Origin of the sequence: Arthrobacter sp. MMS18-M83 (assembly GCF_026683955.1) — a bacterium.
Taxonomy (GTDB): Bacteria; Actinomycetota; Actinomycetes; order Actinomycetales; family Micrococcaceae; genus Arthrobacter.
This window is the reverse complement of record NZ_CP113343.1, coordinates 4,307,714-4,331,067: the sequence shown is the minus strand read 5'-3', so window position 1 is coordinate 4,331,067 and position 23,354 is coordinate 4,307,714. Positions and strand designations below refer to the sequence as shown.

25 protein-coding genes and 1 riboswitch are annotated in these 23,354 nt (G+C 63.3%); of the genes, 4 read left to right on the top strand and 21 right to left on the bottom strand.

The genetic code is table 11. The features are described 5' to 3' along the window. Positions 1 to 68 precede the first annotated feature (68 nt). Together OW521_RS20440 and fabF are read left to right on the top strand one after the other, a co-directional pair. Positions 69 to 314 carry an acyl carrier protein gene (locus tag OW521_RS20440; RefSeq protein WP_184737393.1) on the top strand — a complete coding sequence of 82 codons (246 nt, stop codon included), beginning with the start codon at positions 69 to 71 and terminating at the stop codon, positions 312 to 314. Between the two features lie 140 nt (positions 315 to 454). Beyond that, on the top strand, positions 455 to 1,690 hold the full coding sequence (fabF, locus tag OW521_RS20435) for a beta-ketoacyl-ACP synthase II (RefSeq protein WP_268021343.1): 1,236 nt from the start codon (positions 455 to 457) through the stop codon (positions 1,688 to 1,690). A gap of 136 nt (positions 1,691 to 1,826) precedes the next feature. On the opposite strand, the gene OW521_RS20430 is transcribed toward fabF, so the two are convergent. From OW521_RS20430 to OW521_RS20350, 17 genes are all read right to left on the bottom strand, one after another. Beyond that, positions 1,827 to 2,330, bottom strand: coding sequence for a DUF3145 domain-containing protein (locus OW521_RS20430; RefSeq protein ID WP_265980849.1), 504 nt, complete (start codon positions 2,328 to 2,330; stop codon positions 1,827 to 1,829). Between the two features lie 272 nt (positions 2,331 to 2,602). After that, entirely contained in the window at positions 2,603 to 3,568 is a 966-nt protein-coding gene (locus OW521_RS20425) for a tyrosine recombinase XerC (RefSeq protein ID WP_442781284.1), read from the bottom strand. Between the two features lie 85 nt (positions 3,569 to 3,653). Then, positions 3,654 to 4,796, bottom strand: a complete 1,143-nt coding sequence (gene dprA, locus OW521_RS20420; RefSeq protein ID WP_268026020.1) for a DNA-processing protein DprA — start codon at positions 4,794 to 4,796, stop codon at positions 3,654 to 3,656. 137 nt (positions 4,797 to 4,933) lie between these two features. Then, positions 4,934 to 6,475 (bottom strand): YifB family Mg chelatase-like AAA ATPase, encoded by a 1,542-nt coding sequence (locus tag OW521_RS20415; protein WP_268021341.1) that lies wholly within the window; start codon positions 6,473 to 6,475, stop codon positions 4,934 to 4,936. Beyond that, entirely contained in the window at positions 6,476 to 6,832 is a 357-nt protein-coding gene (locus OW521_RS20410) for a YraN family protein (protein WP_268021340.1), read from the bottom strand. It lies immediately after the preceding gene. Positions 6,833 to 6,945: 113 nt separating this feature from the next. Then, positions 6,946 to 7,290 carry a DUF2469 domain-containing protein gene (locus OW521_RS20405; RefSeq protein WP_059387678.1) on the bottom strand — a complete coding sequence of 115 codons (345 nt, stop codon included), beginning with the start codon at positions 7,288 to 7,290 and terminating at the stop codon, positions 6,946 to 6,948. A 78-nt stretch (positions 7,291 to 7,368) separates the two neighbouring features. Then, positions 7,369 to 8,136, bottom strand: coding sequence for a ribonuclease HII (locus OW521_RS20400; protein WP_442781283.1), 768 nt, complete (start codon positions 8,134 to 8,136; stop codon positions 7,369 to 7,371). Continuing rightward, positions 8,136 to 9,071, bottom strand: coding sequence for a signal peptidase I (gene lepB, locus OW521_RS20395; RefSeq protein WP_268021338.1), 936 nt, complete (start codon positions 9,069 to 9,071; stop codon positions 8,136 to 8,138). Before lepB (OW521_RS20395) ends, OW521_RS20400 begins: the two co-directional genes overlap by 1 nt. Further along, a complete protein-coding gene (gene lepB / locus OW521_RS20390; protein WP_268021337.1) occupies positions 9,072 to 9,749 on the bottom strand; it encodes a signal peptidase I in 678 nt (225 codons plus the stop codon). It abuts the gene before it with no gap. Between the two features lie 76 nt (positions 9,750 to 9,825). Further along, entirely contained in the window at positions 9,826 to 10,185 is a 360-nt protein-coding gene (rplS, locus tag OW521_RS20385) for a 50S ribosomal protein L19 (protein WP_234752061.1), read from the bottom strand. A 289-nt stretch (positions 10,186 to 10,474) separates the two neighbouring features. Then, the gene (gene trmD, locus OW521_RS20380) at positions 10,475 to 11,326 is read right to left on the bottom strand and encodes a tRNA (guanosine(37)-N1)-methyltransferase TrmD (protein ID WP_268021336.1); all 852 of its coding nucleotides are present in this window, start codon (positions 11,324 to 11,326) and stop codon (positions 10,475 to 10,477) included. Next, positions 11,327 to 11,887, bottom strand: coding sequence for a ribosome maturation factor RimM (gene rimM / locus OW521_RS20375; RefSeq protein WP_268021335.1), 561 nt, complete (start codon positions 11,885 to 11,887; stop codon positions 11,327 to 11,329). It lies immediately after the preceding gene. 129 nt (positions 11,888 to 12,016) lie between these two features. Continuing rightward, entirely contained in the window at positions 12,017 to 12,259 is a 243-nt protein-coding gene (locus OW521_RS20370) for an RNA-binding protein (RefSeq protein WP_028267532.1), read from the bottom strand. Between the two features lies 1 nt (position 12,260). Next, complete coding sequence (gene rpsP, locus OW521_RS20365) at positions 12,261 to 12,683, bottom strand: 30S ribosomal protein S16 (RefSeq protein WP_184737373.1); 423 nt, start codon at positions 12,681 to 12,683, stop codon at positions 12,261 to 12,263. Positions 12,684 to 12,878: 195 nt separating this feature from the next. Further along, entirely contained in the window at positions 12,879 to 13,322 is a 444-nt protein-coding gene (locus tag OW521_RS20360; RefSeq protein ID WP_268021334.1) for a hypothetical protein, read from the bottom strand. A gap of 119 nt (positions 13,323 to 13,441) precedes the next feature. Next, positions 13,442 to 14,314: a VOC family protein gene (locus tag OW521_RS20355; RefSeq protein ID WP_268021333.1), complete on the bottom strand. Its 873-nt coding sequence runs from the start codon at positions 14,312 to 14,314 to the stop codon at positions 13,442 to 13,444. A 77-nt stretch (positions 14,315 to 14,391) separates the two neighbouring features. Further along, a complete protein-coding gene (locus tag OW521_RS20350; RefSeq protein WP_268021332.1) occupies positions 14,392 to 15,486 on the bottom strand; it encodes an amidohydrolase family protein in 1,095 nt (364 codons plus the stop codon). Between the two features lie 123 nt (positions 15,487 to 15,609). After that, a riboswitch (TPP riboswitch) is annotated at positions 15,610 to 15,717 on the top strand. On the opposite strand from OW521_RS20350, the gene thiC reads away from it, so the two are divergent. Then, complete coding sequence (gene thiC, locus OW521_RS20345; RefSeq protein ID WP_326493983.1) at positions 15,713 to 17,542, top strand: phosphomethylpyrimidine synthase ThiC; 1,830 nt, start codon at positions 15,713 to 15,715, stop codon at positions 17,540 to 17,542. Its footprint overlaps the riboswitch before it by 5 nt. Here the strand turns inward: thiC and OW521_RS20340 are convergent, their stop codons facing one another. Next, positions 17,543 to 18,292: an alpha/beta fold hydrolase gene (locus tag OW521_RS20340; protein WP_268021331.1), complete on the bottom strand. Its 750-nt coding sequence runs from the start codon at positions 18,290 to 18,292 to the stop codon at positions 17,543 to 17,545. Between the two features lie 44 nt (positions 18,293 to 18,336). Beyond that, positions 18,337 to 19,908 carry a signal recognition particle protein gene (ffh, locus tag OW521_RS20335; RefSeq protein ID WP_268021330.1) on the bottom strand — a complete coding sequence of 524 codons (1,572 nt, stop codon included), beginning with the start codon at positions 19,906 to 19,908 and terminating at the stop codon, positions 18,337 to 18,339. A gap of 151 nt (positions 19,909 to 20,059) precedes the next feature. Here ffh and OW521_RS20330 point away from each other — a divergent pair, with 151 nt between their 5' ends. Then, positions 20,060 to 21,460, top strand: coding sequence for a glucose-6-phosphate dehydrogenase (locus tag OW521_RS20330; protein WP_268021329.1), 1,401 nt, complete (start codon positions 20,060 to 20,062; stop codon positions 21,458 to 21,460). A gap of 97 nt (positions 21,461 to 21,557) precedes the next feature. Here OW521_RS20330 and OW521_RS20325 read toward each other — a convergent pair whose 3' ends face one another. After that, on the bottom strand, positions 21,558 to 21,896 hold the full coding sequence (locus OW521_RS20325) for a P-II family nitrogen regulator (RefSeq protein WP_028264639.1): 339 nt from the start codon (positions 21,894 to 21,896) through the stop codon (positions 21,558 to 21,560). Next, entirely contained in the window at positions 21,893 to 23,227 is a 1,335-nt protein-coding gene (locus tag OW521_RS20320; RefSeq protein WP_268021328.1) for an ammonium transporter, read from the bottom strand. Before OW521_RS20320 ends, OW521_RS20325 begins: the two co-directional genes overlap by 4 nt. Between the last annotated feature and the right edge of the window lie 127 nt (positions 23,228 to 23,354).

Sequence of the window (23,354 nt, the reverse complement as noted above, 5' to 3'; positions counted from 1 at the left end):
CCCAAACCGTATCCGCGGTTTGCCCCCATTTCCGGCAGCAGCCGGCACAACAAGAAAAGGAGCCAACAATGGCTAGCAACGAAGAAATCCTGGCCGGCCTGGCTGAAATCGTGAACGAAGAGACCGGCCTCGCCACCGACGCCGTCGAACTGGACAAGTCCTTCACCGAGGACCTGGACATCGACTCCATCTCCATGATGACAATCGTGGTCAACGCTGAAGAGAAGTTCGGCGTCCGCATTCCGGACGAAGAGGTCAAGAACCTGAAGACCGTCGGCGACGCCGTCAACTTCATCTCGAACGCACAGGCCTAGCCTGGCCTCAACTGTGCCGGACTTCGGGTGCGCCCTGTTGCATCCGAAGCCCGGCACAGCTGCTTTATCTCCCAGAGTTTTTTCCTGCCGCCCCAATGAGAACAGCACTTGGGTTGGCTGATCCGACAGAGAGTGATCGCATGGCACGCAAAGTAGTCATAACCGGTCTGGGCGCCACAACGCCCATCGGCGGCGACGTCCCCACGATGTGGAAGAACGCGCTCAAAGGGGTCTCCGGTGCCCACACACTCGAGGACGAGTGGGTTGCCAAGTATGACCTTCCGGTCCACTTTGCCGCCCGGTGCTCGACGCCGGCACTCGAGGTTCTGAGCCGCGTTGAAGCCAAGCGCATGGATCCGTCCACGCAGTTCGGCGTCATCGCAGCACGCGAAGCTTGGGCAGATTCCGGCATCACCGAAATCGACCACGATCGCCTTGCTGTGGCTTTCGCCACCGGCATCGGCGGCGTCTGGACGCTCCTGGACGCTTGGGACACCCTGAAGGAAAAGGGCCCCCGCCGGGTACTGCCCATGACGGTCCCCATGCTCATGCCGAACGGCGTGGCCGCTGCAGTCAGCCTTGACCTTGGCGCCCGCGCCGGTGCGCACACCCCCGTTTCTGCTTGCGCGTCCGGCACCGAAGCAATGCATCTCGGCCTCGAGCTCATCCGCTCGGGCAAGGCCGACGTCGTTGTCTGTGGTGGCGCAGAAGCCGCCATCCACCCGATGCCCCTTGCAGCGTTCTCCTCGATGCAGGCGCTCTCCCGTCGTAATGACGATCCCGAGCACGCTTCGCGGCCATACGACCGCGACCGCGACGGCTTTGTCATGGGTGAAGGCGCGGGCGCCCTGGTCCTGGAAGCCGAAGAACACGCCATCGCCCGCGGTGCGCGCATCTACGCTGAGCTCGCCGGTACGTCGGTCACGGCCGACGCTTACCACATCACTGCTCCGGACCCGGAGGGCCTGGGCGCTATCCGCGCTTTGAAGGCTGCCATGTTCGATGGCCGGATCCAGCCCGAGGATGTAGTGCACGTCAATGCCCACGCCACGTCAACGCCGGTGGGCGACAAGCCCGAGTACACGGCGCTCCGTGCCGCCCTGGGCGCGCACGTCGACAATGTGGCGGTCTCTGCCACCAAGTCCCAGATGGGCCACCTGTTGGGTGCTTCAGGGGCCGTGGAGGCCGTACTGACGGTGCTCGCGGTCTACGAACGCCAGGCTCCGTTGACCATCAACCTCGAAAACCAGGATCCGGAGATCCCGCTCGACGTCGTCACTTCAGCTCGCAAGCTGCCTGCCGGTGACATCGTTGCGTTGAGCAACTCCTTCGGCTTCGGCGGCCACAACGCCGTCATCGCCGTCCGCAACGTCTGACCGCTTCCTGCCAGTTCGGCGCACAATCGGTGCAAAGAGGAGGGCCCCACCACCGTGGGGCCCTCCTCTTTGCTATGGAAATGCTGTCTTTGCTCCTTCGCGCCGGCGCTTGGGCCGCGGGGCTTACCGGCGGGGCTTAGCCGACCTGGTGGAGCCAGCGGACAGGTGCGCCTTCGGCGGCGTGACGGAAAGGTTCGAGTTCTTCGTCCCAAGCCTCGCCGAGCGCCAAGGAAAGCTCGTGATACACGGCCGCAGGGTCCCCCGCTGCCGACTCATAGGCGTAGCGAATGCGGTCCTCGGTCACCATGATGTTGCCGTGTACATCCGTGACGGCATGGAAAATGCCGAGCTCGGGCGTGTGGGACCAACGAGCACCGTCCACGCCTTGGCTGGGCTCCTCGGTGACTTCGTAGCGAAGGTGCGCCCATCCACGCAAGGCCGACGCCAGTTGCGCGCCGGTTCCCGGGACTCCTGCCCACGACAATTCGGCGCGGAACATTCCGGGCGCGGCCGGCTGAGGGGTCCACTCTAGATCGGTCCGCTTGTCAACGACCGATCCGATGGCCCACTCAACGTGAGGGCACAACGCGGTAGGGGCCGAGTGCACAAACAAGACACCGCGGGTTGTTGCAACAGACATTCCATCCTCCATAGCTGTAGGTACGTCTTCCCCAACGACCTCTGCCTGGATGAAAAGTTTGCTGCGCGCGTGCCGCGCTGTTCCGGTTTCCCTAGCTTTCTATGATTTTTTCCACAGCGGAAAAACGTTCAAGTTTAAGTTGAAAGTTCCCCGACATTGCTTTCATTTTGCCGTACGGACCGGAATTACGCCAGTGCGATTCCCGGACACACCGATTTCGCCTCCGCAAGGCCTCTTCATACCGCGGCAGGGTTTGTCCAGACGGCGTTCTTTTAGGCACGAGGATGCGCCTGTTGATAGCTCTTGCGGAGCCGGTCCACCGACACGTGCGTGTAAATCTGGGTTGTTGCGAGACTACTGTGTCCAAGTATCTCCTGAACTGCGCGCAGATCCGCACCGCCGTCGAGCAAATGGGTGGCAGCTGTGTGGCGCAGGGCGTGGGGCCCTGTTGCCGCGGTATCCCCAAGCGCCGCCAGGAGGTCATTGACCACGCTGCGTGCCTGGCGTTGGTCCATCCGGTTGCCCCTCGAACTGAGAAACAACGCCGGCCCGCTCCGCTCGGTAACCAGCCGCGGACGGCCGCGACGGAGCCAGTCGTCGACGGCGAGCGCAGCCGGGACCCCGTAAGGGACAGTACGTTCCTTATTGCCTTTGCCGAGCACGCGAAGGGTCCGACGATCAGGGTCGAGATCGTCGATGTCGAGGCCGGCCAGTTCGCCGACGCGGATTCCCGTGGCGTAGAGGAGTTCGACGACGGCACGGTTACGCAGCGGCATCGGGGAACCATCCTCGGCCGCCTCGCTGAGGTTTTCGAAGATCCTGGCGACTTGCTGTTGGTGAAGCACTCCGGGGAGAGTGCGATCTCGTTTGGGGGCTTGGAGTCGAAGGGCCGGGTCCGATGCAATCAGTTCCTCCCTCAAAGCCCAAGAGGTAAATGCCCGGGCCGTGGCGGCATGCCGGGCCAGAGTCGCTCTCGACCTGCCAGCTTCGCTCTGTGCACCCAACCAGCGACGTAGAGTGCCAAGTTCCAGAGCCGCGAGCTCCCCCGCGCCCTCCGAGGCGGCAAAGCCCAGTAAGTTCTCGACATCTGCGATGTACGCCCTCACAGTGTGAGCCGATCTGGCCCGTTCGCCCTCCAAATAACGCCGGAAGTCCTGAACAGACCCCGCGAGTGCTGCGGGGAGCGGTTTTTCTTGCACCTCTCCACTGTGCCAGCCGGGGGGCTGCGAGGGCGGCATCGCCACGTTCCGGACCGAGAGGCGGATCCAGGTGGGCTGGATCCCGCTCAGCCCCGCACCGCCCCGCACCGCCTCAACCGTTTGCTCACCCCCGCTTCCCTGACCTCTTCCAGGCGCCGCGCACCGATGCTGCCAGTCCCAGCAATCCCAGCCGTCCGAGCCCTGCCCGCACCGCCTCCGGGCTGAGTCCCGCAACCACGGCGAGCTTCTCCACAGAGCTAGTTGAACGGACTGGTAAGGCATCCAGCAGGATAAGGTCCTCAAGCGTGAGACCATCATGGTCGGAAGGATCCGTTTCCTTGTCCTCGGCGAGCGCTTCACCGCTGGACCCCGTCAGTTCGGCAATCTCGCCTATATCCGTGACGCAAACAGCCCCGCCGTCCCTCAGGAGCCGGTGGCAGCCCGCCGAGTTGGCACTGTGGACGGATCCCGGAACCGCTGCGACGGCCCTGCCTATAGATTCGGCATGATGGGCAGTATTCAGCGCGCCCGAACGCCAGCGTGCCTCCACCACAACCGTCACACCCGCCAAGGCGGCGATAATTCTGTTGCGCTGCAGGAACCGGTAGCGGGTAGGCGCCGACCCGGGGGGAACCTCTGCGATGACCGAACCTTGGTTTGCCACGGCCCGCAGCAAATCCTCATTCCCGGACGGGTAGTACCTGTCCACTCCCCCAGCCATCACTGCGATGGTCGGCATGTGGTTGGTACCCCCGGTCAGCGCCCCCCGATGGGCATGGGCATCTATTCCGTATGCACCTCCCGATACGACGGTATAGCCGCGCTGGCCCAGCCCGTACGCGAAGTCCCCCGTTACTGAGGCCCCGTAACTCGTGCTGTCCCGTGAGCCGACAAGCGCAACCACCCGCTGCACGGGTGGAAACTCCAATTCGTGTCCACGCCACCACAAGCACAACGGTTCATGCAGGCCAAGGTCGGCCAACTGAGATGGCCACATCGGGTCGCCGGGGATGATCATGCGGCCACCAAGGCGCTTCATCGTTGAAAGATCCCGTTCGGGTGCCAGATCCGGGATTCTTGGCGCCCACCGACGCAAAGCGGGAGCCAATCCGGCCCCCGATGGGGAAACCCCGTTGTCGTCGAGCAAAGAAGCCACTTCCTGCTCAAGCTCGGGACCAGGCGCGAGCCCACCGGTCGCTATCCTGAGAGCATCGACGGCTCCCGCGGCGCGCACCAACGCGAGTCCGGCCGCGTCTTGTGGCTCCATCAGCCTCGACAGCGCTGCCCGGGCCAGGCGTTCTGTCGACCGGTCCGGGCTTCCGGTTCCAGGCAAGGACAGAGCGGTGTCCGAGGGAGGCGTTTCGGATAGCGGCTGCGGGTGGTTCTCAGTCATGGCTTGTCCTTTCATGCGGCCGCAACCGCCTGCCGCAAGCCAAGGGCCTGCCCGATGTCGTCGTTGTGGGGCCGGTCCCGGTGGCCTAGATCCGCAAGCGTCCACGCCAAGCGCAGGACGCGGTCGTAGCCTCTCGCGGTGAGGATTCCACGCTCCAGGGAGGTGTCCAGAATCTTCGTGGTCGAGGAAGGGAGGCGTAGTTCGCCGCGCAGTACACGCCCGGGAACCTGCGAGTTGGTTTCCATCCCGAATCTCGCCAGGCGTTCGCGTTGCCGTGACCGGGCGGCATGGACTCTCCCTGCGACAGTAGCTGTGTCCTCCTCCGCGCCGGATTGGCCAAAGTCTGCGAGGGATACGCGTTCCACTTGAAGCTGGATGTCCACCCTGTCCAATAGCGGTCCTGACATGCGCCCGAAGTAGCGCCGCCGCATCACTGGAGTGCAGGTGCAATCGACGCCCTTGCCGGTGGCTTTTCCGCACGGGCAAGGATTCGCTGCAAGGACCAGTTGGAAACGGGCAGGGTACGCCGCGGTACCGGCCGAGCGGTGGATGACAAGTTCACCACTCTCCAACGGTTGCCGCAGGGCGTCCAGAACGCGGCGTTCGTACTCGGGCGCCTCGTCAAGGAACAAGACGCCACGATGGGCTCGGGATGCCGCTCCAGGCCGTGGCAGGCCAGAGCCACCGCCGATGATGGCTGCAGCGGTCGCACTATGGTGGGGGTTCTCAAAAGGCGGGCGGCGCAACAGCTGCACCGAGTCAACGTGGACAGCCGAGAGCGAGTGGATGGCGGTGACTTCCATGGCTTCCTGGTCGCCGAGATCCGGCAAGAGTCCCGGGAGCCGCTCCGCGAGCATGGTCTTGCCGGCACCGGGTGGGCCGCACAGCAGCACATGGTGTGCCCCGGCCGCCGCAACTTCGAGGGCGCGGCGCGCATCGCCTTGGCCAGAGACATCGCAAAGGTCTGGAACAACTCCGGCGCCTCGATTGCCGTCTCCACTGGCTTCACCATCCGCAGGATCGTAGTCGAGGGCCAGGTCCTGGGGATCGGCCCCGAAATCAAAGGCCAGACGGGCCAAGGTCTTGTAGCCACGAACCACGGCCCCAGGAACCAGCTTCGCTTCTGCGACGTTCGCTTGAGCCACCACAATCTCACGGTGTCCCGCCTGCACAGCAGCCATGACTGCCGGCAGGATGCCGCGAACCGGCCTCAATCTGCCGTCCAGTCCCAACTCCGAGATGAAGACCGTATCTTCGGTGGAGCGGATGTCACCGGCAGCCCGCAGTACTGCCATGGTGATCGCGAGGTCGAACCCCGAACCGCGCTTCGGCAACGAGGCCGGAATCAGATTGGCAGTGATCTTTCGACGACTCAGGGGGATGCCGGAATTCTGGGCGGCGGAGCGAATACGCTCCTTGGCTTCGTTCAAGGACGCATCGGGCAACCCCAGGATCACGAAGTTCGGGAGGGTCTGCCCAATGTCCGCCTCGACCTCCACGATGTAGCCGTTGAGGCCCAGCAGCGCCACGGAGTAGCTTCGGCCCACGCCCATCTAGCCCACACCCCTGAGGTGTTCCAGCTTTGGTTCTCCTATGCCGTCGTCGATGACTCCTACGACGTCCACCCGGCGACGCAAGGCGCGCAGCTCGTGGTCGCGGCACCATGACGAGGCCAAGCGGTGCAGCCGTGCAAGCTTGGCAGCATCAACGGCTTCGAAAGGATGCCCGTAGGCCAAGTTCTTCCGGGTTTTCACCTCGGCAATGACCAAGATGTCGCCGTCGAGCGCCACAATGTCGATCTCGCCCTCCGGGCATCTCCAATTGCGGTCAACAATTCGCATCCCCTGGGTTTCAAGGAACCTGGCTGCCAGTGTTTCACCGTGCTGGCCCAATAGGTCTTTGGCTTTCATAACCACCTCCGTTACCAGCGTGGAGGCGCGGAGAGACCAAAGACAGGGAGGAGTTTGGCTATGTGGGAAACTCCGTCAGAAGGATGGTGTGGAGGAGAAGTTGGCGAGCTTTCCTAGTTGCCCAGGTTGCCGAGATCACCTAGGTCGCCGTCCTTCGGCAAGGAAAGTTCCTCGCTCCGCGGCAGTTCTTCGACGTTGACGTCCTTGAACGTGATCACCCGGACGTTCTTGACGAAACGGGCCGAACGGTAGACGTCCCAAACCCAGGCATCTTGGAGCGTCAGGTCAAAATAGACCTCGCCGTCGGCACTGCGGGCTTGCAGGTCGACGTGGTTTGCCAGATAGAACCGGCGCTCGGTCTCGACAACGTAGCTGAACAACCCGACGACATCACGGTATTCGCGGTAGAGCTGAAGCTCCATGTCGGTTTCGTAGTTCTCAAGATCCTCGGCACTCATAGTTCCATCTTGCACCATGGAGCGGGCACACGCCGCAACGCTGGCAAGGCCAGCGTCCGCCACAGGGAAAAGCGACCGCTAGAGCAGGTTCCAACTGGTCCGGTGGTACCGCGTAGGCCCCAAGGAACGGATGGCTTCCCGGTGCGAGGACGTGCCGTAGCCCTTGTTCTCGTTCCAACCGAAGGCCGGATATTCCTCGTGGAGATCAAGCATGATGCGGTCCCTGGCTACTTTGGCCAGCACGCTGGCGGCTGCCACGCTGAGACAGCTCATGTCCGCCTTCACGCGGGTGTGCACCGGGGCCTCACAGACGGGTCCCGAAGGCTCGGCGTCGAACAACGAACCTTGGCTTTGCGGAGAGAGCCAGTTGTGGCTCCCGTCGAGCAGGACCAAGTCCGGACGTACGCCCGCAGCGAGGATCTCGAACCAGGCGCGTGTTCCGGCAAGGCGCAGGGCACCCACAATTCCCAGCGCATCGATCTCCGCCGAACTTGCGTGGCCTACTGCGGAGCAAACCGCCCATTCGCGCACCAGCGGTTCCAAGCGCTCACGGTCTTCGGGTTTGAGCAGCTTGCTGTCGCGGACATCGGCGAGCAGACCGTGGTCCCGGAGGTCGACGACGGCGATCCCCACCGACACAGGACCGGCGAGGGCTCCGCGGCCTACTTCATCGACGCCGGCCAGGAGCGTGACTCCCTGAGCCAGGAAGCCCCGTTCGACCTCGAGGGTCGGAAAGCCGGCAGGCTGTTTGGGTTTGGTCCCCGCTGTCTTCGCCGTTGTCTTCCCCGGACCGGCAGCCTGCCGCTTTCCAGCGGGCGCGGCCGGCCTGGTCCCCAGAGGCGCCATCATTTGCTCGCTGGAGCCGTGGGCGAAGCCGTGTTCTGTGGCGACGACGAGGGGACAGTTCGGAAGACCTCGGAGTGATTGTCGAGGATCTGCCAACGGTTGACGGGCCAGGCAATAACGGTGGCTTTGCCCTCCACGTCGGCGATGTTGATGAACCCGCCATTGACTGCTTGGTGTTCGCGAGAGTCTGCCGAGTTATTGCGATTATCGCCCATAACCCAAATTTTCCCCTCCGGGACCACCACATCGAAAGACTTCGCCATCGGAACCTGGGCCGGGTTGATGTAGCTTTCGTTGAGAACCGTGCCGTTGACGCTGACCCTGGCGGAATTGTCACAACACGAGACCCTGTCCCCTGGCAGGCCGATCACACGCTTGACGAGGTGCTGATTGGTCTCATCCGGGAGCAGGCCGACAAAGACCAGGCCATCCTGGAACCACTTGAAGGGGCCGGGCGCCGCCTTCTGCGTGGGCGGCAGCCATCCCTGAGCGTCCTTGAAGACCACTACGTCGCCACGTTCCAGCGCAAACGGCTTCGGGACGAGCAGGTTGACGAAGATCCGATCGTCAACGTCGAGGGTGTTGACCATGGACTCTGAGGGGATGAAGAAAGCACGGAACAGGAATGTCTTGATCAGGAAGGACAACACGACGGCGATGACCACTACGGTGCCGATTTCCTTGAGCCAACTGAGGAACGGACTGCCGTGGGTCTTGGCGACGGCATCGGACTCATCGGTTTCATCGGCGGCCCGCCGCGCAGCCCTTCGAGGAGACTCCTGTCCATCCGGCAGCGCCGCCGCTTGGACCGTCGGCACTGAGGAGGCCGGGCCGGCGTCGTCCCCTGCAAGCTCCCTGGCGGGAGCGGACGGTCCGTCCAGGAGCCTGGCGTCGTCGTCGTGCCGTTCTGGCTTCCCGGGAGTTGTCTCCGGCATCTACTGTCCGTTCTTCGAGGTTGTACCGGCCTGCGCAGGGCGAGGCAGTTCTGCAAATCTATCAAGCGGCCAGATGATCCGGACCGGACGGCCGACGACACGCTCCAGCGGCACCATTCCTCCACCGGGTGCGCCCAGAAGACTACGCGAATCGGCCGATCGTGAACGGTGGTCCCCCATGAGCCACAATCGGTCACCCGGGACGATGACGTCGAATTTCTGCTCGCTCGGCGTGTCGCCGGGATACAGATAGCGTTCCTCAAGCGGCTGACCGTTCACTGTGAGTTTGCCATCGGCGCCGCAACAGACAACGTGGTCTCCGGGAAGTCCGATGACTCGCTTGACGTAAGTGGAGTCACTTCCCGACAATCCCAGCCAATGGCCCACGGCGGCCACGGCGTCGGCAAATGGTCCTTTGCCGCTGTTGAGCGGGGCAAAAGTGCCCCTGCCGTCGAAGACGACGATGTCTCCGCGGCGGATGGGATCTGCGGAAAAATCAGTCCGGGACACAAGGATGCGGTCTCCGGTGCCCAGGAGCGGCTCCATGGACTCGGAGGGGATGAAGTAGACGTCGACCCATAAGGATCGGACAAGCCCGCTGATGGCCACGGCCAGGACAAGTGCGAGCAAAACAAAACGCCAGCCCTGTTTCCGGGGCTGGCGTTTTGCGTGGTCCATGATTCGTTCCTGTTGCGTTGCGGATTTCTCCGGCGCAGGCCGGACACGAATCCAGGACCCGCTTTTGGTCGAAGACCTACTTGCCGGTGGCGAAGTCGCGCTTTTCCTTGATCTTCGCAGCCTTACCGCGCAGTGCACGCATGTAGTAGAGCTTGGCGCGGCGGACGTCGCCCTTGGTGACGACCTCGATCTTGTCGATGATCGGGGAGTGCACCGGGAAGGTACGCTCTACGCCGACACCGAAGGAGACCTTGCGGACGGTGAAGGTTTCGCGAACGCCGTCACCCTGGCGGCCCAGGACGAAGCCCTGGAAAACCTGGACGCGGGAGTTCTTGCCTTCGATGATGTTCACGTGAACCTTGATGGTGTCACCCGCGCGGAATTCGGGAACATCGTTACGCAGCGAAGCTGCATCTACGTTATCGAGGATATGCATTAATCCACTCCTGGTGAACGCCACAGGTCATCCACTTTGGGTCACGGCGGGCAAGCCCGGGGCGCATGGCCGTCCGGAAATTACCGCCGAAGATTTTCAAAGTCCAAGACCACCACTGATTGGTGGTCCCGGGTTGTCAGGCTGTTGGCTACGCTCCCCCTGTGGCAGGCGCGAACCCAGTAGACACAAGGGTTAATTCTGCCATACCCCGGGAGTTCCAGCCAATCCCGCGGACGCGGTCCGGTTTTTCTGGTCCAGTCGCGGCGAGCACTGCCCGACGGCGGCAGGCTCAGGCCGGGCCGTCGTCGTCGGGGCGGTGCCGCAACCGGCCGTTGACGACGTCGTACCCCAGTTCCCCGAAAGCCGTGCGGTCCGCGCGGGTCAGGCGGCCGGCGTCGAACCCTGCCAGCAGATCCGGGCGGCGTTCCGCCGTGCGGCGGAACTGCTCGTGGCGACGCCACTGGGCGATCTTGCCGTGATTGCCACTCAAGAGGACGGCAGGCACGTCACGATCGCGCCATGACGAGGGCTTCGTATAGACCGGGTATTCCAACAGGCCGTCCGAATGGGATTCCTCCACCAGGGATTCGGGGTTCCCGACGACGCCTGGAAGCAACCGCCCGATCGCCTCGACCATGGCCAGGACTGCGACCTCGCCGCCGTTGAGCACGTAGTCACCCAGGCTGACCGGACGGACCGTGAAGTGTTCGGCTGCCCACTCCATGACGCGTTCGTCGATTCCTTCATAGCGGCCGCAGGCGAAAACGAGCTGTTCCTCTTCGGCGAGCTCGTAGGCAAGGGATTGGTTGAAGCGCTCCCCCGCTGGCGACGGGACAATCAGGACCGGCTTCTTCGCGGACTCGTCCTGCGAAGGATCCCCTTCAGCCGCGGCACGTTCGCCTGCAGCAAGCCGCGCAACGGCAATGGACTCCAAGGCTTGGGCCCAAGGCTCGGGCTTCATGACCATTCCTGCCCCGCCACCGTAAGGAGTGTCGTCCACGGTGCGGTGCTTGTCCGTGGTGAAGGTCCGTAGGTCATGGACCTTCAGTTCCAGAAGGCCATCCTGGCGAGCCTTGCCTATGAGGGAAAGTTCAAGGGGCGCCAGGTACTCCGGAAAGATGCTGACGACGTCTATGCGCATCTAGGCATCGCCCTTGTCTTCGGTGTCCTCGGCATCGTCGGCGGCGGATGAGTCCGTGTTCAGCTCGAAGAGGCCCGGCGGAGGCGTAAGCAGCACGTAGCCGTGCTCGACGTTGACCTCGGGCACGATCTCTTCGACGAAGGGCACCAGGATTTCCTTGCCATCGGCGTCTTCAATAACCAACAGGTCCTGGACAGGCATGGTGTTGAGTGCGGTCACTTTGCCCACGGTCTGGGAGCCGACACGGACTTCAAGGCCGACGAGTTCGTGCTCGTACCAGCCCTCGTCGTCGTCCTCGTCCAGTTCTTCCGTCTCGATGAAGAGCTTTGCGCCGCGGATTTCCTCTGCCTGGTTGCGGGTGGAGATCCCCTCGAATCCGAGCAGGAGGATGTCTTTGTTCCACCGCGCGCTGCTGATGGTCAAAGGACCGACTTTTGCTGGCTCCACAACGAATTCGGTCCCGGGGACAAAACGATCGCCGGGCGCGTCAGTGAGCACCTGAACGGTGACTTCGCCGCGGATTCCGTGGGGCTTGCCGATTCGGGCAACCTGGAGCTGCATGGGATTCCTCTGATTTCTTCGCTGGGACCGGATTCGGGACCAATGCTGGAGTTTGGTCGTAAAACAATCCGGCCCCTCCACCATAATCTGGTGAAGGGGCCGGATCTAAGACAAGTATTGCTGGGCGCGTTACCGGCGACGGTCGGTGTCGACGACGTCGACCCTGACCTGCTCGCCGCCTGCCAATGCCGCAATCACCGTGCGCAAAGCGCGTGCGGTACGGCCCTGGCGTCCGATTACCCGTCCGAGGTCGTCCTGGTGAACACGTACCTCGAGGGATTCCCCGCGGCGGTTGTTCTTGGCACTGACCTTGACATCCTCAGGACTGTCAACGATCCCACGGACCAGGTGCTCGAGCGCTTCTGCCAGCAATTTACTCAGCCTCGGTGGTCTCTGCTTCAGCGTCAGCGGGAGCTTCAGTTGCTTCCGACTGCTTGGCCTTCTTGGTGATGGCTTCCGGAATGATGACGGAACCCTTCTCCGGAGCAACGAAAGCAGGCTTGGCGACCTTGGTCTTCAGCGTGCCTTCCTGGCCCGGGAGACCCTTGAACTTCTGCCAGTCACCGGTGATCTTGAGGATCGCAGCAACCTGCTCGGTCGGCTGGGCGCCGACGGACAGCCAGTACTGTGCACGCTCGGAGGCGACCTCGATGTACGAGGGCTCTTCGGTGGGGTGGTACTTGCCGATCTCTTCGATCGCACGGCCATCGCGCTTGGAGCGGGAGTCCATGACGACGATGCGGTAGTACGGTGCGCGCATCTTACCGAAGCGCTTAAGGCGAATCTTTACGGCCACTTTTGTGGTCACTCCTGTTTCTGAAACGGGGTTGAACCCGTCGTTCTGCACCCGTGGGGCGGGCCATACTTGAGGGTTCGAAGGACAAGATGCACACACGGAGAGAGGGGCCGCGCGGATCGAGTACCTGTCCATTGTGCCAGATGGCCGACGGTATTTCGAACTACATGCCCGTGTGGCGGGTTTCCTGCGGAATTACTGCTCGGCTGACCAGACGTAAAGACCAGTGCGCTCGGCCTTTTCGACGTCGCTGGCGAGTGCCGCCAACTGCTGGACATAAAGGCGGGACTGCTGGGCATCGAAGGGCATATCCTCTTGGGCTGCCCAGCGCTCGGCGACGTCGTCCAGGACGCTTCCTTCGCCCTCAGTCTCGTAGCTGAGAAGTTCGGACAACGCCCGCACCATGGCTTCGGGAACACCCAGCAGCGCGTCACTGGTCACATCCACCAGGGCCAGCTCGTAGTCAGCGCCGCCCGCATGCACGGCAGTGCCTGCCAAGTCGCCAAGCTGTTCTACCTCGAAATCGCTGATTCCCGGGATCCGTACCGCGGCCCCGGAAACGTCACTGCCCTTCTCCAGGGCAGCGGCCCTCTTGAGTGCTTCATCGTGGGTGGCAACAAAGATTTCAGCAAAGCCCATGGAAACTACCCTCATTCATTCGTGCCGACGGAGCTGCGGCGTGGCCTAAAAGTATGAGCCACGCCGTCAGCCCCAAGTCTAACGGCAGAGCGGCGCGAGGTTGGGGAGCAAGTTGGACGCTAGCGGACAGCGACCCGCAGCCGGTTCCGCCATGGGTCCTCGAAGCGCAACTCCAACCCCGTGTGGTGGGCCGCAATACCGGCAACCTTGAGGCGGTCGGCAAGCGCGCCGACGTCGTCCCCTGACGGCACTTCGATCACGACCTCGCCGAGACCCAGCGTGTCCTTGCGGGGGCCCGCGCCACGGCTGTTCCAGACATTCATCGCCATGTGGTGGTGGTAGCCGCCTGCGGAGACGAACAACGCCTGTCCGTGCCAGCCGGCGGTCTTCTCGAAGCCCAAGGTGTCGACGTAGAAATCGTGGGCGGTCTGCACGTCGCCCACTTGGAGGTGGACGTGCCCGACGCCGGCGCCTGCCTCATGCTGGCCGGTCACCGCTGCTTCGCTAAGGTACTGCTGGAGGTAGCGCTGCGGCGGGAGGGGCAGGCTGTCCATGACAACCGAACTGCCGTTCCATTCCCACCCTTCGCGGGGCTTGTCATAGTAGAGCTCGATGCCGTTGCCCTCGGGATCGGTGAAGTAGAAGGCCTCACTGACCAGGTGGTCGGCACTGCCGACGAATGCGTGGGGCTCGTACTGCGCGGCGGAGGCAACGGTGGCGGCAAGCGAGGACTGGTCCTCGAAGAGCAAAGCTGTGTGGAAGAGTCCAGCTTCTCCGCGGCCCGGGATCCGGAGTCCGGAGGCCGGGGCCAAGTGCACCAGCGGCTTTCCGAGCCTGCCGAAGTAGAGTCCGCCGTCCTGTTCGGCGACGACGTCCAGCCCGAGGGCCCGCTGGTAGTAGTCGCTCATGAGCTTCATGTCCCCCACCTTGAGCATGACGGTACCCATGGTGAGTTCGGCAGGAAGGAGATCCTGGCTGGATGTGATGGTCATGTGAAACTCCCGGCTTTTGTGGCGCCGCCCTTCGGCAACCTCTATACATCTAAATTACTTGAAGCTTCAATTTATTCCTAATGCTTGCCGCTTCCTGAAATATGCCCCCTGAGTACGATGGCCTTCGGTTTCAGCACGACGTCCAGGAAGGCCCGTGGATCCTTCCCGTACAGCACGACGTCGGCACTGGCACCTTCGCTGACGCCGTCCACGCCTAGCCATTCCCGGGCGGACCAGCAGGCAGCATCGAGCGCAGCCCACGCCGGCAATCCGGCCTGGTGAAGCTCCAGGATTTCCTCGCCGATACGGCCATGCTTGATGACGCTGCCGGCGTCAGTCCCGGCATACACCCGCACCCCGGCGTCGAACGCCTCGCGGACCCGCTCATGCCGGGGCTCCCAGAGCCTGGTCATGTGGGCGGCGTAGCGCGGGAACTTCGATTCTGCCTGCCTGGCGATATCCGGGAAGGTGGCAATGTTGATGAGCGTCGGGACGATCGGCACTCCCTGATCCAGCAAGCGTGGAATGTGGTGCGGCAACAGACCGGTAGCGTGCTCGATGCAGTCGATGCCGGCGTCGAGCATGTCGTCAATGGTTTCTTCAGCGAAGCAATGAGCCGTCACACGGGCTCCCTCGTCGTGTGCGGCTGCGACAGCGTCCTTGACCGTGGTGGCCGGAAAGGACGGACCCAAGTCCCCGGTGGACCGGTCGATCCAGTCTCCTACGATCTTGACCCACCCATCGCCGGACCGGGCCTGCTTGCGCACCGCTTCCACCAGATCCTCCGGCTCAACTTCCTCGGCCAGCCCACGGATATACCGCCGCTGCTTGGCGATGTGCCGGCCCGCGCGGATGATCCTCGGCATATCCGGTTGGTTCTGAAGCCAGCGTGTATCGCTTGCGGAGCCGGCGTCGCGGATCAAAAGCGTTCCGGCGTTCCGGTCCGCCGTTGCCTGAAGACGCGCGGTCTCCTCATCCACGGCCCCGCCCTTGCCCAGACCGACATGGCAGTGGGCGTCCACCATGCCGGGAAGGACCCAACCGTCCAGGACGGCGTCCGGCTTGGCAGGGGGTCGGACAAAGGTCAGCCGGCCGTCGACGGACCAGAGCCCGCGCCGTTCATCCTTCGGCCCTGTAAGGATGGTGCCGCTGAACTCGATGATTTCTGGCATGCCTCCACCTTAAGCTCCGACGGCCGTCGCTGCTCGGTCACATCTGTCCTGGTCACATCTGTCCTGGTCACATCTGTCCTCTGTCACATCTGTCCTGGGCACCAACGGCTGTGGTAGCTTCATGTACGACCACACGGGGGCCCTCGCAAGGGCTGAGATCGGGCTGACGCAGCCTGCGACCGTTGAACCTGTCCGGGTAATGCCGGCGAAGGAAGTGAGTAATCCTTTGAGCACCAAAGAAACACAGCTGAGCCCTATCCAAAACGGATCGGCGCAGGAAGTGACCCAGTCCCTCAAATCGCATTCCCTCGCGTTCCTGGAGGATGCCGACACGGGAATCCGGGTTCCGGTGACGGAAATCGCCTTGGAACCGTCCCCGAACGGCGAGGCCAACGCGCCCTTCCAGGTGTACCGCACCGCAGGGCCCGGGAGCGATCCGGTGGTCGGCCTTGAGCCATTCCGCAGCGAATGGATCGAAGCCCGCCGCGATACCGAGGTCTACGGCGGCCGGGAACGGAACCTGCTCGACGACGGCAAGTCGGCCGTGCGCCGCGGCGCCGCCTCCGCGGAGTGGAAGGGCGCACAGCCGGTGCCCCGCCGCGCCGTCGAAGGCAAGACGGTCACTCAGATGCACTATGCCAAGCAAGGCATCGTCACGCCGGAGATGCAGTTCGTGGCACTTCGCGAAAACTGCGATGTTGAACTGGTCCGCAGCGAAGTCGCCGCCGGCAGGGCCATCATTCCCAACAACATCAACCACCCCGAATCCGAACCGATGATCATCGGCAAGGCCTTCCTCGTGAAGATCAACGCCAACATCGGCAACTCGGCCGTCACCAGTTCAATCGCCGAAGAAGTGGACAAGCTGCAGTGGGCCACGCAGTGGGGCGCAGACACGGTCATGGACCTGTCCACCGGCGACGACATCCACACCACCCGCGAATGGATCATCCGCAACTCCCCGGTGCCGATCGGCACCGTGCCCATCTACCAGGCCCTGGAAAAGGTCAACGGCGAAGCCAACAAGCTCACCTGGGAGATCTTCCGCGACACCGTCATTGAACAATGCGAGCAGGGCGTGGACTACATGACCATCCACGCCGGCGTACTGCTGCGCTACGTTCCGCTGACCGCCAATCGCGTGACCGGCATCGTTTCCCGCGGCGGCTCCATCATGGCGGGCTGGTGCCTGGCCCACCACGAGGAAAACTTCCTCTACACCCATTTCGACGAACTCTGCGAAATCTTCGCGAAGTACGACGTCGCGTTCTCCCTCGGCGACGGGCTGCGCCCGGGAGCGACGGCGGACGCGAACGACGCCGCGCAGTTCGCCGAGCTGGACACCTTGGCCGAGCTGACTATGCGGGCCTGGGAGTTTGACGTACAGGTCATGGTCGAGGGGCCGGGCCACATACCGTTCCACTTGGTGCGGGAAAACGTGGAACGCCAGCAGGAACTGTGCAAGGGTGCCCCCTTCTACACCTTGGGCCCCCTGGTCACCGACGTGGCCCCGGGCTACGACCACATCACCTCGGCGATCGGCGCTACCGAGATTGCCCGCTACGGAACAGCCATGCTTTGCTACGTCACGCCTAAGGAGCACTTGGGCCTGCCAAACAAGGACGATGTCAAGACTGGTGTGATCACGTACAAGATCGCCGCCCATGCTGCCGACCTCGCCAAGGGACATCCGGGCGCACACGAACGCGACGACGCCCTGTCGAAGGCCCGCTTTGAGTTCCGCTGGCGCGACCAGTTCGCGCTTTCCCTGGACCCCGTTACCGCAGAGTCATTCCATGACGAGACGCTCCCGGCCGAACCAGCCAAGACGGCGCATTTCTGTTCCATGTGCGGGCCGAAATTCTGCTCCATGCGCATCAGCCAGGACATCCGCGACGAATACGGTTCAGCGGATTCCCAAGCAGCCATCGCGGAAATGTACAGCGGCATGCGCGAAAAGAGCGAGGAGTTCCTGGCATCCGGAGGCAAGGTCTACTTGCCTGAACTGGAGGTTCCCGCGGGACAACCGGGAGCGAAGTCAGGAAGCCTGAACTGATCAGGAAGCTTGGATTGATCCGGCGCGGTTGACGTCCGCAATGAAGGAGCGGATTATCCGGTCTCCTTCGATCGAGTCATGAGGCCGGTGTCCTCCTGCCGCAACGCGGTGGAGGGCGCCGGTTTCCTGCAGGTAGCCGGCGATCTCTTCGTAGAGCGGTTCCCAGCCGCCGGTCAAGACAAGCGTGGGAACTCCCGGCACAATGTGCAGGGGGGCCTCCCAGGGCGGCGCCTGCAGCCGCAGACGCCGAGCAGTACGCCGGGCCTCCGGGGTACTGAGGACTGCAGCCTCCGAGGAAAACGCCCGGCGGACGAACTCCCGCTGGTAATCGTCATCGCTGAGTTCGTGCCGGACCCGGAACAACGGCTCCATGAGTGCCCGGTAGGCCGCGGTGGCGGGCAATTCGGCCGTCAAGGAAAGGCACGCCGGCTCCACCAGCACGAGCGAGCGGACCAGGTCCGGCCTCTCCACTGCGGCCAGCATGGCGGAAATCGCGCCTTGGGAATGCGCAACAACATGGCCGCCACGAGCCGTGCCGGAGGATGATGCGGTCTCCCGCGCTCCCAGGCACTCCAGCACGATGTCCACATCGGCGGCGACATCGGATTCCAACGGCTCGGCCTGCGCATCGAAGCCGTGGCGTTTCAAGAAGAGCGCGTCATACTCGAGCGCCATGCCGTGTTGCTTCGGCCAAGCGGCAGCGCCGAATGTGCCTGCTCCATGGACGAACACAACGCGCTGCTTTTGCATTCATCCACCCTATGGCACGGGACTGACAACCTTGGTCGGGAGGGCTACTTGCCGCCGAGGAACTTGTCGAAGCCCTTGGGCAAGTTCAACTGTGAAGGATCGAAGTCGCCGCTGGTCTGACCGAATGCCGCGCCTGTGGGGACGGCGTTCGCCCGCTTGTTCTCGGCGTCGCGCAGTTCCTGGGCCGCCTTGGCGGGGTTGCCGGAACGTGCCTTTTTCTTCGGCGCGCTCTTGCCACCCTTGCGGGAACCTCCGCCACCGAGGCCGGGCATACCCGGCATCCCGGGCATGCCGCCACCCTGCGCGAGCTTCTTCATCATCTTCTGGGCCTGCGCGAAACGCTCCAGGAGGCCGTTGACCTCGGAGACGTGCACACCGGAACCACGGGCAATGCGGGCCCGACGGGAACCGTTGATGATCTTCGGAGCCAGACGCTCATGCGGGGTCATGGAGCGAACGATGGCTTCCACGCGGTCGATTTCGCGCTCGTCGAACTGCTCCAGCTGCTGGCGGATGTTCTGCGCACCCGGCATCATCATGAGCATCTTCTTCATGGATCCCATGTTGCGGATCTGCTGCATCTGGGCGAGGAAATCATCCAGGGTGAAGTCTTCCTGGTCGGCGAACTTCTTCGCCATCCGGGCCGCTTCGTCCTTGTCCCAGTTCTTCTCGGCCTGCTCGATCAGGGTGAGAACGTCACCCATATCGAGGATGCGGGATGCCATACGGTCTGGGTGGAACAGTTCGAAGTCGTCGAGGCCCTCGCCGGTGGACGCGAACATGACCGGCTTTCCGGTGACGGACGCGACCGAGAGGGCGGCACCGCCGCGGGCGTCGCCGTCGAGCTTTGACAGCACGACACCCGTGAAGTTGACGCCTTCGTCGAAGGCAACCGCCGTATTGACAGCGTCCTGGCCGATCATGGAGTCGATCACGAACAGCACTTCGTTCGGGATGATCGCCTGGCGGATACGGCGCGCCTGGTCCATCATTTCGGCGTCGACGCCGAGGCGGCCTGCGGTGTCGACGATCACGACGTCGTGCAGCTTCTGGCGGGCTTCGTCGACGCCGGCGCGCGCGACGGCGACGGGGTCGCCTGTGGGAACATCCAGGTCGGAGGTGGTACCGGGGTGCGGCGCGAAGACGTGGACGCCAGCGCGCGCACCGACGATCTGGAGCTGCGTCACGGCGTTGGGACGCTGGAGGTCGGCGGCAACAAGTACGGGACTGTGTCCCTGAGCCTTGAGCCACTTGGCCAGCTTGCCGGCGAGTGTGGTCTTACCCGCACCCTGCAAGCCGGCGAGCATGATGATGGTGGGGCCGGTCTTCGCCAAGCGGATACGGCGGGTCTCGCCACCGAGGATCTCCTGGAGTTCCTCGTTGACGATCTTAACGATCTGCTGGCTCGGGTTCAGGGCAGCGGAAACCTCGGCGCCCAAGGCACGTTCACGGATCCGCCCCGTGAACTCGCGGACCACGGAAACGGCAACGTCCGCGTCCAAAAGGGCACGGCGGATCTCCCGGACGGTGGCATCGACGTCGGCCTCGGTGAGGCGACCTTTGCCACGAAGATTCTTGAAGGTTGCTGTCAACCGGTCAGAGAGTGAATTGAACACGCGCCGTGCACTTCTTTCAATGGTCTACGAATGGCGGCCGTTCCGGCGCGCCAACATCTTGACGATTCCTGCCCCAAACAAATCTGACTCAACTGGGGGACTCGACTATCTAGGGTACCAAGACGCGCCTGCAAGATGGCATGCTGGCACAGTGACCAGCAAAACTACCGTCAAAACGTTGCTCATCCTAGGTGCCTCCGGAGACCTGACAGGCCGGTTGCTGTTGCCGGGCCTTGCCAGGCTTGTCGCCGGCGGGCTCGCGGACGGCCTCAAGCTTGTGGGAGCCGGGTCCGACCCCTGGACCGCCCAGCAATGGACAAAACGGGTGCAGGGCGCCTTTGAGGAGGCAGGGAAGGACGCCGGTGCCGCAGGGAAGAAAGCCGTCGCGGCCATGGAGGACAACACCGCCTACCATCAGCTGGATGTCACGGCCGACGGCCAGCTCGCCACGCTGCTGGCCGGACTCGAAGCACCGGTAGCCGTCTACTTTGCCTTGCCGCCACACATCAGCCAAAAGGCCTGCGAAGTACTCAATGCCGCAGATCTGCCTGCCGGGACCCGCTTAGTGATGGAGAAGCCGTTCGGCTCCAGTTCGGAATCGGCCCGGGACCTCAACAAGACCCTTGCAGCCTTGGTCCCGGAAGACCACATCCACCGCGTGGACCATTTCCTCGGCAAAGCCACCGTCCTGAACATCCTGGGCTTGCGCTTCGCCAACAGGTTCCTCGAACCCGTGTGGAACCGGGACCACATCGAAAAGGTGGAGGTCATTTTCGACGAAGACCTCGCGCTCGAAGGGCGTGCGCGCTACTACGACAACGCAGGCGCCCTGAAGGACATGATCCAGAGCCATTTGCTGCACATCATGGCGCTCCTGGCCATTGATGCCCCCGCCACCATCGACGAGAGCGATCTCCGCGGCGCGATCGCCACGGTGCTGCGTGCGAGCAGCATCAGCGCGCCCTACCGGAAGACCACGCGCAGAGCCCGCTACAGCGCCGGCCGAAGCGGCGGGCATCCGGTTCCGGACTATGTCGAAGAGGAAGGCGTGGATCCCGCCCGGAACACCGAGACGCTCGCGGAAGTTGAGGTGTCGATCGACAACTGGCGCTGGAAGGGAGTCCCTTTCATCCTGCGCTCAGGCAAGGCCTTGGGCCTCGCGCGCAAGGAAGCCATCATCACCTTCCGGCCCGTTCCGCACCTGCCGTCCGGGTTCCAAGGCGTGGACTCCCCCAACCAGCTGCGCATCGGATTCGGTCCGGACACTCTGCAGCTCGACATTGACGTCAACGGTCCCGGGGACGTCTTCACGCTAGATCGCGTGACGCTCGCCTCCGACCTGAACGCTTCCGATCTCCTGCCCTATGGAGAAGTCCTGGAGGGGGTCATCACCGGCGATCCCCTGCTTTCCGTCCGGGGAGACACTGCCGTGGACTGCTGGCGGATCGTTGAGCCCGTGCTGAAAGCCTGGGCCAAGGATTCGGTGCCGCTTGAAAAGTACGACGCCGGTGGCTCCGGTCCCGCGGACTGGCCCACCGCCGTCGGGGGCTGAGCCGGCCGGACTGCTGGCTGGGTTCCTGCCTAAGCGGACAGGCAAAGAGGGGCCGGGTACCTTTCCAGGTACCCGGCCCCTCTTTGCGTTGGGTGCTTTAGATGGCTGCTGCGCCGCGTTCGCCCGTGCGGACACGGACTGCTTCGTAGACGTCCACAGTCCAGACTTTGCCGTCACCGGCGCGGCCTGTGTTGGAGGAAGCGATCAGGACATCGAGGATGTCGTCCGCCTGCTCATCCGTGGCCAGGACCTCGACGCGGATCTTCGGAAGCAAATCCACGTTGTACTCGGCACCGCGATACACCTCGGTGTAACCTCGCTGCCGGCCGTAGCCGCTGGCCGCGCTGACCGTCAGTCCCTGTACCCCGTAGGCTTCGAGCCCCTCTCGGATGGCGTCGAGCTTCTCCGGGCGGACGATCGCCGTGATGAGTTTCATGCCTGGACACTCTCCTTGCCTGATACGGATGTTTCCTCAGTTGCTCCAGCCGATGCCTTGCCAGTGATGAGGTCGTGCAGGGGCTGGAAGCTGCCGCCGTGGCCGCCGACGCCGAACTCGTATGCCGTTTCGGCATGCAGGCTAAGGTCTGCACCGGCGATCTCCTGGCGTTCGGAGATCCGGAAGCCCATGAGCTTGTGGATCGGGTAGGCGATGATGAATGTCATGACGCCGGTGAAGACGATCGAGCAAAGCGCTGCGAGAGACTGTGCAACCAGCTGTGTAGTACCGCCGCCGTAGAACAGGCCGGCCGGACCCTGGGTCGGGGTGGCGAGGAAGCCGATGGCCACAGTGCCGATGATGCCGGACACCAGGTGGACGCCCACCACATCGAGCGAGTCGTCGTAGCCAAGCTTGAACTTCAGGCCGACGGCGAGAGCCGAGGCAACGCCGGCTGCGATACCGAGCGCGATGGCGCCGAGCGGCGAAACGTTGGCACAAGCCGGGGTGATAGCGACCAGACCGGCGACGACACCCGAAGCAGCTCCGAGCGAGGTCGGGTGGCCGTCACGGATGCGCTCCACAATAAGCCAGCCGAGCATGGCTGCTGCAGGCGCGGTGAGGGTGTTGATCCAGATGAGGCCTGCCTGCTCTACCGTTGCTGCTGCACCGGCGTTGAAACCGAACCAGCCGAACCAGAGGATCGCCGCACCCAGCATGACCAGGGGCACGTTGTGCGGGCGGTGATTCGGGTCCTTGCCGAAGCCCTTGCGGTTGCCGATGATCAGGACGAGTATCAGGCCAGCAATACCGGCGTTGATGTGCACCACAGTGCCACCGGCGAAGTCGATGACCGGGGCGAAAGTCTGGCCGAACCAGCCGTCCTTTGAGAAGAGCCCGCCGCCCCACACCATGTAAGCCATGGGTGCGTAGACCAGGGTGGCCCAAATCGGGGTGAAGAGCGTCCAGGCCGAGAACTTGGCTCGGTCCGCTATTGCACCGGAGATCAGCGCCACGGTGATGATCGCGAAGGTAGCAGCGTATCCAACGTGGAGGAGGTCTGCGGGATCCGTGAAGTTATGCAGGCCGAAGTGGCTGAACGGGTTTGCGAAGAGCTGGAAGAAGTTGTCCGTGTTGCTCGTGGACATCGACGCGCCCCACAAGACCCAGACGATGGTCACTGTGCCGATGGCGATGAAGCTCATCATCATCATGTTCAGGGCGGCTTTGGCACGGGTCATGCCGCCATAGAAAAATGCCAGGCCCGGGGTCATGAACAGCACGAAGGCTGACGCGACCAGGAGCCAAACGAGACCGGCGCTAAATTCCATGTCTACGTCCTCTCTGCTCTTTGTTGCGGACTTTGCCGCCTGTCCCAACGCATTTGCGTTCTATGTAAGAGTTTTGCGGGGCAGTGTTTCACCTGCGAAGGTTTTAGATTGCGGGGCTGTTACAAGA